Source organism: Enterobacter sp. HSTU-ASh6 (genome assembly GCF_026319105.1).
In the GTDB taxonomy this organism is placed as follows: Bacteria; Pseudomonadota; Gammaproteobacteria; order Enterobacterales; family Enterobacteriaceae; genus Enterobacter; species Enterobacter sichuanensis.
This window is the reverse complement of sequence record NZ_WSPD01000016.1, coordinates 1-12,291: the sequence shown is the minus strand read 5'-3', so window position 1 is coordinate 12,291 and position 12,291 is coordinate 1. Positions and strand designations below refer to the sequence as shown.

General features: G+C 54.3%; 10 protein-coding genes. 3 read left to right on the top strand and 7 right to left on the bottom strand.

Going from position 1 to position 12,291, the window contains the following annotated elements; all coding sequences use genetic code 11:
- Positions 1–4: 4 nt before the first annotated feature.
- The 5 genes from phnE to GM298_RS17750 form a co-directional block, all read right to left on the bottom strand.
- Entirely contained in the window at positions 5–784 is a 780-nt protein-coding gene (gene phnE, locus GM298_RS17770; RefSeq protein WP_008500063.1) for a phosphonate ABC transporter, permease protein PhnE, read from the bottom strand.
- Between the two features lie 82 nt (positions 785–866).
- Positions 867–1,883, bottom strand: a complete 1,017-nt coding sequence (gene phnD / locus GM298_RS17765; RefSeq protein WP_045285526.1) for a phosphonate ABC transporter substrate-binding protein — start codon at positions 1,881–1,883, stop codon at positions 867–869.
- A 24-nt stretch (positions 1,884–1,907) separates the two neighbouring features.
- Positions 1,908–2,696, bottom strand: coding sequence for a phosphonate ABC transporter ATP-binding protein (gene phnC, locus GM298_RS17760; protein ID WP_266154874.1), 789 nt, complete (start codon positions 2,694–2,696; stop codon positions 1,908–1,910).
- Positions 2,697–2,869: 173 nt separating this feature from the next.
- On the bottom strand, positions 2,870–3,313 hold the full coding sequence (gene yjdN, locus GM298_RS17755) for a VOC family metalloprotein YjdN (RefSeq protein ID WP_025757900.1): 444 nt from the start codon (positions 3,311–3,313) through the stop codon (positions 2,870–2,872).
- Positions 3,314–3,435: 122 nt separating this feature from the next.
- Positions 3,436–3,771 carry a zinc ribbon domain-containing protein YjdM gene (locus GM298_RS17750; protein ID WP_047957574.1) on the bottom strand — a complete coding sequence of 112 codons (336 nt, stop codon included), beginning with the start codon at positions 3,769–3,771 and terminating at the stop codon, positions 3,436–3,438.
- A 595-nt stretch (positions 3,772–4,366) separates the two neighbouring features.
- Here GM298_RS17750 and crfC point away from each other — a divergent pair.
- Together crfC and GM298_RS17740 are read left to right on the top strand one after the other, a co-directional pair.
- A complete protein-coding gene (gene crfC / locus GM298_RS17745) occupies positions 4,367–6,721 on the top strand; it encodes a clamp-binding protein CrfC (protein ID WP_266154834.1) in 2,355 nt (784 codons plus the stop codon).
- On the top strand, positions 6,718–7,593 hold the full coding sequence (locus tag GM298_RS17740; RefSeq protein ID WP_045285523.1) for a diguanylate cyclase regulator RdcB family protein: 876 nt from the start codon (positions 6,718–6,720) through the stop codon (positions 7,591–7,593). Before crfC ends, GM298_RS17740 begins: the two co-directional genes overlap by 4 nt.
- 63 nt (positions 7,594–7,656) lie before the next feature.
- On the opposite strand, the gene kdgT is transcribed toward GM298_RS17740, so the two are convergent.
- On the bottom strand, positions 7,657–8,649 hold the full coding sequence (kdgT, locus tag GM298_RS17735) for a 2-keto-3-deoxygluconate transporter (protein ID WP_266154829.1): 993 nt from the start codon (positions 8,647–8,649) through the stop codon (positions 7,657–7,659).
- Between the two features lie 649 nt (positions 8,650–9,298).
- On the opposite strand from kdgT, the gene proP reads away from it, so the two are divergent.
- Positions 9,299–10,801, top strand: a complete 1,503-nt coding sequence (gene proP, locus GM298_RS17730; protein WP_045285521.1) for a glycine betaine/L-proline transporter ProP — start codon at positions 9,299–9,301, stop codon at positions 10,799–10,801.
- 33 nt (positions 10,802–10,834) lie between these two features.
- On the opposite strand, the gene GM298_RS17725 is transcribed toward proP, so the two are convergent.
- On the bottom strand, positions 10,835–11,788 hold the full coding sequence (locus GM298_RS17725; protein WP_266154825.1) for a nickel/cobalt transporter: 954 nt from the start codon (positions 11,786–11,788) through the stop codon (positions 10,835–10,837).
- Positions 11,789–12,291: the final 503 nt, after the last annotated feature.

Genomic DNA, 12,291 nt, shown 5'->3' with positions numbered 1-12,291 from the left:
CTTCTCAGATAAAGTGCTTACGCAAACGTTGAGAGAGGAAATCCAGCAGGCTGACGGTGACGATGATGAGCACCATCAGGGCGCAGGTTTGCTGGAACTGGAAACCGCGAATCGCTTCCCACAGGGTGACGCCAATCCCGCCTGCGCCGACCATGCCGACGACGGTGGCGGAGCGGACGTTGGACTCAAACCGGTACAGGGAGTAGGAGATCAACAGCGGCATCACCTGCGGCAGGACGCCGTAGAGGATCTCTTCGATTTTGTTGGCACCGGTCGCGCGGATACCTTCCACCGGACCGGGCTCAATGGCTTCGACCGCCTCAGAAAGCAGCTTGGAGAGCACGCCGGTGGTGTGGATGAACAGCGCCATCACGCCCGCGAACGGCCCCAGACCGACGGCGACCACGAACAGCATCGCGAAGACCATCTCGTTGATGGCGCGACAGGCGTCCATCAGGCGACGCATGGGCTGGTAGACCCACCACGGCACGATGTTCTCGGCGCTCATCAGGCCAAAGGGAATGGAAAGAATGACGGCCAGGGCGGTGCCCCAGACGGCAATTTGCAGAGTGACCGCCATTTCGCTGAGGTAGTCCTGCCACTGGCTGAAGTCCGGCGGGAAGAAATCGGCGGCGAAGGTCGCCATATTGCCCGCGTCTTTGAAGAGCAGCAGCGGGTCCATTTCCGCGCCCTTCCAGGAGATAACCAGCACCGCCAGCAGGATGGCCCAGCTTATCAGTGAGAACCAGCTGCGCTTCGGCGGCGGGAGGGTGATGGTTTGCATGTGTTACTCCGTAGCTGTGTGTTCCACTCACCCCAGCCCTCTCCCCATAGGGGAGAGGGTTAGGGTGAGGGGTAGAAAGGCATTACTGCACCGCTTTATTCACGCTGGTCATCGCGCCGAGCGCGGCGGTCAGGCGGTCCAGGTCTTCCAGCTGGGCCTGAATCGCGGCCACTTTGCTGGTCTTCTCCTCGTCCTTCAGCCCCTTGTTATCCTTCACGCCCTGCATCTCTTTAAACAGCGCCAGCTGGCGAATCGGGACCAGCTGCAGGTCGCTGGACGGGCGGAACGGTGCCCAGCCCAGACGCGTCAGAACCGCTTTCTCTTCCGGCGTTTTGCCGTAGGTCATAAAGAAGTCGTACACCTTGTCCTTGGTGCTTTCAGACAGGTTTTTACGCCAGACAATCGGGTCGCCGGGGATGAGCGGTGATTTCCAGATAACCTTGATCTCTTTCAGCTTGTCCGGTGCTGAGGTCTTCAGTTTGTCGAGGTTCTCGGTGTTGTTGGTCGCGACATCCACCTGCTTGTTGGCCACGGCCAGGGCGTTGGTTTCATGGCTGGCGTTTACCGTGCGTTTGAAGTCGCTGGCGGAGGCGTTGTTTTTGGCGAAGACGTAGTAGCCAGGGACAAGGTAGCCTGAGGTGGAGTTGGGATCGCCATTGCCAAAGGTCAGCTCTTTGCGTTTGGCAAGCATGTCGTTAAGGTTGTTGATTGGGCTGTTTTTGTTCACGATCAGCACGCTCCAGTAGCCCGGGGAGCCATCTGCAGCGACGGTCTGGGCAAAGACCTGACCGTTGGCGCGATCCACCGCTTCCATGGCGGAGAGGTTGCCGTACCAGGCGATGTCCACTTTGTTAAAGCGCATCCCCTGGATGATGCCCGCGTAGTCCGGGGCGAAGAAGGCGTTCACTTTGATCCCCAGTTTGGTTTCCATATCTTTCAGGAACGGTTCCCACTGAGGTTTCAGGTTCTGCTGTGATTCCGTCGAAATAATGCCGAAGTTCAGCTCTTTTTCCTGCTCCTGTGCATACGCTGGGCTTAACAGGGTGCTGATGCTGAACATGCTGGTAAAGGCCAGCGCGGCAACGGCTTTGTAGCTCATGTACTTTCCTCGGATCGGGTTTAATTAAGCAGCCTGCGCGTTCTCTTCGACGCGGTTCATGCTGCGGTAGAGATGGTCAAAACGGTCGTTATCAAACTGATGGCTCGCGCCATCAAAGAACACGTGTCCCTGACGCAGGGCGACGATGCGTTGGCAGTAGCGCAGGGCGTAATCCACCTGATGCAGCGTGACCACCACGGTGATGCCGTCGTTCTGGTTAATGTCGTACAGGGTCTCCATCACGATGCGGGCGGACTCCGGGTCCAGCGAGGCGATGGGTTCGTCAGCGAGAATGATGTGCGCTTTCTGCATCAGGGCGCGGGCGATGGCGACGCGCTGCTGTTGTCCACCGGACAGGGTGGAGACGCGCTGGTGGGCGAAATGCGCCATGCCGACGCGGGTCAGCGCCTGTAAGGCTTCCTGCTTCTGGGACGCAGAGAACCAGCGCAGACAGGTGCGCCAGAACGGGGTGCTGCCGAGCGCGCCAGTCAGCACGTTCTCCAGCACCGTCAGGCGGTTCACCAGATTGAACTGCTGAAAGATGTAGCCGGTCCGGGCGCGGCTCTTGCGGATATCGCTCGCCAGACGCCCGGCGCGCTGTACGGTATTACCCAGCAGCTCGACGTGGCTTTCCGGCGTGTTATCGCCGGTAATAAGCCCGCTCAAATGGCGCAGAAGGGTGGATTTACCTGAACCGGATGGTCCCAGCAGCGCCACCATCTCGCCCTGCCGGACGGTGAGATCAACGGCGTGCAGAGCCTTGTTGTGATTGAAGGTCTTGCTCAGTTTCTCGACGTGGATGACGGTTTGCATGTGCTGGGCCTCACGATAAATGTGGCCTCATGCTGGCGCATCAATGTGACATTTGGGTTAAGTGCAGGTTGCGGGAGTTTGAAGAGTTGAAGTGAAAGCGATGACAGTCACGGTAGGCCTGGTCAGCGCAGCGCCACCGGGCGCTGTTGCCGGCTGCGCTGCGCTTATCCGGCCTACGACGTTTGGTGTTGTTTCACGACGTTAATCATCCACGGCACGCCGTATTTGTCGGTGACTTTACCGAAACCGTGAGCCCAGAAGGTTTCCTGCCAGGGCATCTCGACATTGCCGCCTGCGGCAAGGTTGTCGAACCAGCGTTTGCCTTCATTGACGTCCTGGGTGTCGAGAACCAGCGTAAAACCGGCATATTGCGCGTTGCTGCCGGGCGGCATCCCGTCGCTCATCATGATATCGCTGCCCGCAATGCGGACGTTGGAGTGGGCGATAGCCGAATCCGGAAATTGCATACCGGACGGGCAACCTTCTTCGCTGTTATCGCTTTTTGGCATTTCGCCGAAAGTGATCTTGTAGAGGAGCTCCGCGCCGACGGCCTGCTGATAAAAGGCAGTGGCTTCTGCACAGTTGCCGGCGAAAGAGATGTAGGGACTTAACGGCATAATCTTTACCTCACGTAAGAAAAGCCCATTAAGTTTAGTTCTTTTTTTGTAGGCCGGATAAGCGTAGCGCATCCGGCAAAAGCGCCCGGTGGCGCTGCGCTTACCGGGCCTGGAGGTGAAAATCAGTTCTTTTTCACAAACTCCGATTTCAGTTTCATCGGGCCAAAACCGTCAATTTTACAGTCGATATTATGATCGCCTTCAACCAGACGGATATTCTTCACTTTGGTGCCGATCTTCAGCATGGAGGAGCTGCCTTTAACCTTCAGATCTTTAATGACGGTCACACTGTCGCCGTCCGCCAGCAGATTGCCGTTCGCATCTTTTACAACAAGCGCATCGGCGTCCTGTGCTGGCTCGGCATCATTCCATTCGTGCGCGCATTCCGGGCAGATGTACATGCCATTATCTTCATAGGTGTATTCAGAATTGCATTTCGGGCAGTGTGGGAGTTGCATATCGGTATCCTCAGAAAGTGTAAACGCGCTGGAAAGTGCCAGCAAAATGACGGCAGCGTGCCGAAAAAGGCGGCAAGTATAACGCAAATCCACACGGTTGTCGGTGATATTGTGAATTAAAAAAATGCCACAAGCGTGTCGGGAGTGACACTTTATGTCAGTCAGTTAAGCGATGCTGACGTCATTAACACGTTGGGAAGAAATGGCGCGAAATATATCGAATATTTTATTGCAGCAAATTGCTACGCCCCTCCATTTCGGATAAGGTGAAGCAACACATTGTTATTTATCTCCGGACTTTGCTGCCATACATATCTTATGGCTGTAGAACATTACCTCTCTTTTTAGGTGGGTAAATAATGGTGATATATCCTGAAGTTTCTTAAAAATGGGCTACGCTTTTTTCTTTTGGCTATCAGGCCTGGAGAAGAGTTCTACACGCCATGCAAGGATAGTGAATTATTCCTGATTATCTTCAATCAGTTATATTTCGGCGAACATGTTTTCCACACGTAATCATATAAGCCTGAACAACATAATTAAAACCAGTGGCTTAATAAAAGTAATAAATTTGCGTTAAGGAAAGGCTTTTATCATGCACACACAGACCATTTTTGAATTAAGCCAGGAAGCTGAGCGTTTGTTACAGCTTGCTCTGCAAAATCTTGATACGTTGAAATCAATGCCGACTGCGATGCTGGAAAGCACAACGGCTGCCATCACGGGTGAAAAGAACAACGTTTTACCTTTGCATTTTAGTGCGCGCGGTGTCGATGCGCAGCAGGCGATGCTGAATAATGAATTACGAAAAATAACCCGGCTGGAAATGGTCCTGGCGATTGTCGGCACCATGAAAGCGGGCAAATCGACCACCATTAATGCGATTGTGGGTACCGAAGTGTTGCCTAACCGCAATCGTCCCATGACGGCGCTTCCGACGTTGATTCGCCATACGCCGGGTCAGAAGGAGCCGGTGCTGCATTTCTCACACGCCTCGCCCATCGATGAACTGATCCAACTGCTGCAGAAAAAGCTTGGCGATTACGATCGCGCGAAGCTGGCCCAGCGTCTGGAAATTGATAAAGACATGAATACGCTGCTGGCGCGTATTGAAAAAGGGGAAGCCTTTGAGAAGCATCATCTGGGGGCACAGCCGATCTTCCATTGTCTGAAAAGCCTTAACGATCTGGTGAGGCTCTCCCAGGCGTTAGGGGTCGAATTTCCATTCTCTGAATATGCGGCTATCGAACATATCCCGGTGATTGAAGTGGAGTTCGTGCATCTCGCGGGGCTGGATGCACATCTCGGGCAACTGACGCTGCTCGACACGCCCGGGCCTAATGAGGCCGGACAACCGCATCTGCAAAAAATGCTCAGCGAACAGTTGTCCCGCGCGTCGGCGGTGCTGGCGGTGATGGATTATACCCAGCTTAAATCCATATCAGATGAAGAGGTCCGTCAGGCGATTTCCGCGGCGGGTAAATCCGTGCCGCTGTATGCGCTGGTCAATAAATTCGATCAGAAAGATCGTAACAGCGACGATGAAGAACAGGTCCGGGCGATGATCTCCGGTACCTTAATGAAAGGCAATATTTCGCCCGGCCAGATCTACCCCGTTTCGTCCATGTGGGCGTATCTGGCGAACCGCGCTCGCTACGAGATGAATACGCACGGGCAACTGCCGGATCATCAGGAGCAACCGTGGGTGCAGGATTTTGCCGAAGCGGCGCTGGGACGTCGCTGGCGCACGGCGGACCTGGACGATAGCGATCATGTTCGTCATTCTGCCGATTTGCTCTGGGAAGATTCGCTCTTTGAACAACCGATCCGCAAGCTGATTTACGCCGCCTATGCTAATGCCTCGCTATTCGCTCTGCGTTCGGCCTCGCATAAGTTGCTCAACTACGCCCAAAATGCCCGGGAGTATCTCGACTTCCGCTATCAGGGGCTGACGGTAGCCTTTGAGGCGCTGGAACTCAATATCGCACGTCTGGAGGAGGACATGGCGCTTCTGCAGACGCGTCAGCGCGTGGTGAGCGATGAGGTGAAACATGAGGTTGAGCAGGCACTGAACGCTACCGCGGACTTTATGGTGTCGCAAAAAACGGCGCTGCATCAGGCGATGGGTGATCTATTCAGCGCGCACCATATTCTTGAGCTGGCCGGTATCGACGGGCTGAATCAGCGCATTGACGCGCAGGAGGATCTGAAGCAGCTGGTGCTGGACGACGAGGGGCAGGCGCAGATTGCGCTGAGTAAAATCCGCTCTTCCTGCGAGCTTATCATGCTGGATGCGCAGAGGAAGATCGGCCGGGAACTGGCGTTACGCTTCGATCAGCTGGAGTCGACGCTGGCGCGGTCCCTGAATGAAGCGATGCGCCCCATTGAAACGCGTATCAAAGAGCACCTGAGCCATGCGGGTTTTCGGGCGCGGATCAGTTTCCCGGCGTTTCAGGCGAGCCAGCTTAACTTTAATACGCAGGCGCTGTTTAACGATGCCATTGCGCAGGATGACAGCCAGGCAGGCCAGCCATCCGGCGGGGGCAGCATGCGTGAAACGGTCTCTCGCTGGCTCAATAATCCGGGCTGGGGCTGGGATGATTATGTCGAAACGCGCACGCGCTATGTTATCGACATTGCACAGCTTCATGAAAAAATTAAGCAACATATTGAGCAGTTTTGTGAACAAATACGTAAAGCTTTATCCGCGCAGGTCGATGTCTCTGTTACGGCAGGAATGGCAACGTTCTTTGCAGAATTTTCGTTGTGCCTGACCGGGTTACAGGAAAGCTTGCGTGATAGCCTCGCAGTGCGCCAACAAAATGAGCATTCAACCCGAGCGCTCTGCCAGTTGTTGAAGCAAAGTATCACTACTGCGACGTGGATTCAGGAAGATACCCGACTGTTACGCGATGATATTCAAACTCTATTCGCGGCAGAGCAACCATGACAACACCACTACTGGATGGCCCCGGGCGAACGCTGGAGTGTATTCATCCAAAATTTATGGTCGATCTGGTGCAGGGGGTAGACGCAGCGCGTCATCCCCACCCTGGACCACAACAGCTGCAGTTTCGTGAGCGGTTGACGCAGGAAATTATGACCCGTACCCGGCTACGCCCCTGGGCGATGGCGGGGATGCTCAATGAAAATGCGGCGCTGCGCCTGGGCCTGGCGGAAAAACTGGCCGGCATGCTGGACCCGGGCCATCTCGCCCTGACGCTGATGGCGGAGAAGCTGATGGCGCTGCGCCAGCAGGCTCATCCGCGCGCCCAGCAGGCACCGGGGCTGATGCAGCAGTACGCCGAACTCTCTTCTCATTTTACCCAACGGGCAGCTTATAAAGAAAAGGCCCTGACCCAGCGCGGGCTAACGGTGCAGGCGGGTGAGCATAGCGAGCAGATTTTTACCCGCTGGCGGGCCGGGCACTATGATGGCTGGTCACTGGCCGGTCGCTGTTTTATCGTCCTGGAAGAGCTTTGCTGGGGGCCATTTGGCGACGCCTGCCGCCTCGCGAACGAAGATGTGGCGGCCATGCTCAAGGATAACCTGCGCAGCATGGCGGCAAACTATCTGGCACAGGGGATTAACGCCTCTCCCACGACCCGCCATTTCTATCACCAGTGGCTGACAACACCGGCCTCTCCGGGCTTAATCGATCATAAAGACATGCTGGGCTGGCTGGGGGACTGGTGTCAGGCGGATAAACATCCGGTGAGCTGGTCAGTGACGCAGAACTGGCAGACCGTCGCGCTGGGGATGCCGAGGCTCTGTTCAGCAAAACGGCTGGTGGACGGGATGGTGGACGAGATTTTTGGGTGAATTCTTCACCCCTCACTCTGACCCTCTCCCCGGAGGGGAGAGGGGATGGTCTGGTGCGGTGTGTTAATGGCCGAGTTCTACCGCTTTTCGTTCGATGTCCTGTTCCGGGGCACTTGCGTAGCGTTTCGCATACAGCGCGGTGATGATGGGCACCAGAATCGCGGTGACAATCACGCTGGCGGCAACCAGTGCTGTCGCTGAAGCGGCCACCGGTTCGAAAGCTGGGTTAATTTGGGCAATAATCACCGGATTGGCGACGGCTGCGCCTGCGGCTGAAGAGGCGGCGACGCCCGCCGTACCGTTTCCTCCCCCGATAACGCGGTCAGCAATCACCAGCGGAATACCGGTGATGCCGATCACGGCAACACCCAGCACAATACCCAGCAGTCCGGTATCGAGAATGACCTTCAGGTTGATGGTATTCCCCAGCGCGAAGCCGAAGAACGGGATCAGCACCGGCGTGGCTTTGCTGAAGAAATCACGCAGATCGTGGTCCAGATTGCCCAGTGCGAAACCGACCAGGAAAGGCAGGATCGCGCCGACAAAATGGTGGGGTTCAAAAGAGGCCAGGCCTGCAGAGCCCAGTATAAGCATCGTCACCAGCGGGCCGGACTCCAGAGACATCAGGACAAAGGCACCGGACTCTTCTTTCGTCCCGTACTGGTTCATCAGGCTGGCGTACAACCCGCCGTTGGTCATATCCATCGCGGAGACAATCGCCAGCACCGATAAACCGGCAAAGAATCCGGTCTGAATTCCATTCTCCGGAATGAACATCGCGCATATCATTGCCACACTCCAGGCAACCGCTATTTTGGTTATCACCAGCGTACCGGATTTCCGTAATACCGTACCCGTCGCCCGCAAATTAATGGATGCGCCAATACAAAAAAACCAGACGGCAAGAATGGGAACCGTGCCCGTAATCATTCCTTTTGTAAAACCACCGAAATAAGCCCCGGTATCAGGAGCCAGGGTATTCAGGATGGCTCCCAGTACCAGCGGAACCAGCATCATACCGCCAGGTATGCGTTCTATCGTGGCTTTAATCTTCATAGACAAACCTCACATCTGATCCCGCAGGGCGGGTGATAGGTGTTAAAAATTAGTCATTAAATTCAATCTGTTGCCGTTTGTACCCGCGATCGTGTTTTTAATGACCCGGCAACAAAATGAACTGAGTACGCTCGCGTAACCTCAGCCAGAAAGAGATAAAACGTTATGTTCGGATTTATCATGCGATCATTGGAATATTGATTCAATGAAAATAAAACATCGTTTTAGTTATCTTTGTCACATATTCAATGCAAAGCTAAGGGCAGATTCCTGACGATGGAAAATTATGTGAGTTGGGTTTGAATTAATGGGGTTCGTTTTTTTGATGAGAAAGGATTAATAACGTGTGTGAGGCTGCTTTTCAGGCGGACTGAGAAAGTGCCTATTTGCGCTCCTTGACAAAAATTAGCGTGGGTTGACCGAACACAGAAATATGTGTGAAGTTGATCACAAATATAAACGCTGGTAGGGTAAAAAGGTCATTAACTGCCCAGACAGGCGTCAACAGGTTCGGTTGTATCGACGTAAAACGTCAATGTAAGTAAACCTGCTACGCTTGAATAAGGCGATTCGCATGGAGCGGATCCCATGGTTCACAGAACGCAAACTGGACTGTGAAACAGACAGGGCCGAGTCAACGAGGATAGCTATGCTGAGAAGGAAAAAGATTAAACCCATTACGCTTCGCGACGTCACCATTATTGATGACGCAAAACTGCGTAAAGCCATTACCGCAGCTTCGCTCGGTAATGCGATGGAATGGTTCGATTTTGGTGTCTACGGCTTTGTGGCCTACGCGTTAGGTAAAGTATTTTTCCCCGGTGCCGACCCCAGTCTGCAGATGATTGCCGCCCTGGGTACGTTCTCCGTTCCCTTCCTGATCCGTCCGCTGGGCGGTCTGTTTTTCGGTATGCTCGGCGATAAATATGGTCGCCAGAAGATCCTGGCCATTACCATCGTCATTATGTCGATCAGTACATTCTGTATCGGCCTTATCCCGTCTTATGCCTCAATCGGCATCTGGGCACCGATTCTGCTGCTGATTTGTAAGATGGCGCAGGGCTTCTCGGTAGGGGGGGAATATACCGGGGCATCGATCTTTGTTGCTGAATACTCCCCGGACCGTAAGCGCGGGTTTATGGGAAGCTGGCTGGACTTCGGCTCGATTGCCGGGTTTGTTCTGGGCGCCGGCGTGGTGGTACTCATTTCAACCGTGGTGGGGGAAGAGAACTTCCTCGACTGGGGCTGGCGTATTCCATTCTTCCTGGCGCTGCCGCTGGGGATCATAGGCCTGTATCTGCGTCATGCGCTTGAAGAGACGCCTGCGTTCCAGCAGCACGTTGATAAGCTTGAGCAGGGCGATCGCGAAGGGCTGCAGGACGGTCCGAAGGTGTCGTTCAAAGAGATCGCCACTAAGCACTGGCGGAGCCTGCTGGTCTGTATCGGTCTGGTGATCTCCACCAACGTGACCTATTACATGCTGCTGACCTACATGCCGAGCTATCTGTCGCATAACCTGCACTACTCGGAAGATCACGGTGTGCTGATCATTATCGCCATCATGGTGGGTATGCTGTTTGTGCAGCCGATTATGGGCCTGTTGAGTGACCGCTTTGGTCGTCGACCGTTCATTATTCTGGGAAGCGTTGCGCTGTTTGCTCTCGCCATCCCGGCGTTTATTCTGATCAACAGTAATGTACTGGGGCTGATTTTTGCCGGTTTGCTGATGCTGGCGGTGATCCTTAACTGCTTTATCGGGGTGATGGCCTCAACGTTGCCTGCGATGTTCCCAACGCACATTCGCTACAGTGCGCTGGCTGCGGCCTTTAATATCTCGGTGCTGATTGCCGGTCTGACCCCGACGCTTGCCGCTTCGCTGGTGGAGAGCACGCAGAACCTGATGATGCCAGCTTATTACCTGATGGTGATTGCGGTGATTGGTTTGATTACGGGTCTTACCATGAAGGAGACCGCGAATCGACCTCTGAAAGGCGCAACGCCTGCGGCATCGGATATTCAGGAAGCGAAAGAGATCCTCCGTGAGCACTACGATAGCGTAGAGCAGAAGATCGAGGATATTGACGCAGAGATTGAAGAACTGCAGAAGAAACGCTCCCGACTGGTGGACCAGCATCCACGCATCAACGAGTAATAAAAAACCCGCCGCTGGCGGGTTTTTCTTTTATTAGCATCCTGCGGCGATGTAGTCGCCATTGGCGCTGATAGGGATCACCGTCAGGAACAGCACCGTCGCGAACAGGATCAGGGCTATCCCTCCGGCTATTTTGACTGCCGGCACCAGCCATCTTAATGACGTGCTTTCTCCGAACCAGGTCACCGTGCGCTCACGGGCGTAACGTACAGCCAGTGAAAGCCCCATAATCGACAGCGCTGTGCCCAGCGACATGGTCATGACCGCGGCCATTCCCCAGGTGACTATGCCCAGCGCGTTCGAGAACATCAGGATCATGATTGCCCCGCTACACGGACGCGCGCCGATCGCCAGGATCACCCCCAGACGGGTTTTCCAGTCGCCCTGCGTCAGGTCTGCGCCCACACCGTGATGGCCGCAGCCACAGTGTTCATCATGCTGATGAAGAGGCTTAATGGCGGACACCGTCATCCTGCGCGGGCGCAGGCTCTTCAGCGCCTGGTAAATGACGAAGGCGCCAAATGCGCCAATAAGCACAGCGCTTATCTTCTCAACATACCAGCGGCTGGTACTGATATCCCCGGACGCAAGGTTAAACCCGACAGCCAGAATAAAGACAAACAGTATGGCGCTGACGCCTTGCATCAGGCTACCCAGGAAGGGGACGACCCGAGAGGCCAGCTCGCTTTCTTTATTTGTCGTCAGGTAGGTCGTCACGATGAACTTTCCGTGTCCGGGACCAATGGCGTGCAGAACGCCATAAAGGAAAGCCCCCGTTAGTAACCATAATCCGCCGCTGTACTGGTGGTTATTAAGCTGCAGCAGATACATCACCAGATAACGGTGCAGCGTAATTTGCGTGGCAAGACACCACTGGATAAAGGCGTTCCAGTGGCTATGCAGGGTAAATCCGGCAAAGAGGATCGCCAGCAGCATCAACCCCGCTGTAGGGAGACGCCAGTCACGGGCGAGGCGTTGTGTGGTCATGAGGATGAGCCTGCACAGAGGAGAGTATTTGCCGCTAGTATAGTTGATCTTCCTGTTTAATTCGTGGGATCGCATCGGGATCCGCTTATGATTGTGGATAACTTTGTGCATAAAAGGGTATAAGGCGGGGTTTTGCTGGGGAATGCAGCAGTCAGTCATTTTTTTGCAACTTTTTGGTTGCGGTCGCTCGGTAACTCCCTATAATGCGCCTCCATCGACACGGCGGATGTGAATCACTTCACAAACAACCCGGTCGGTTGAAGAGAAAAAATCCTGAAATAACGGGTTGACTCTGAAAGAGGAAAGCGTAATATACGCCACCTCGCAACGGTGAGCGAAAGCCGCGTTGCACTGCTCTTTAACAATTTATCAGACAATCTGTGTGGGCACTCAAAGTGACATGGATTCTTAACGTCCTCGGACGAAAAATGAATACCAAGTCTCAACGAGTGAACACGTAATTCATTACGAAGTTTAATTCATTGAGCATCAAACTTTTAAAT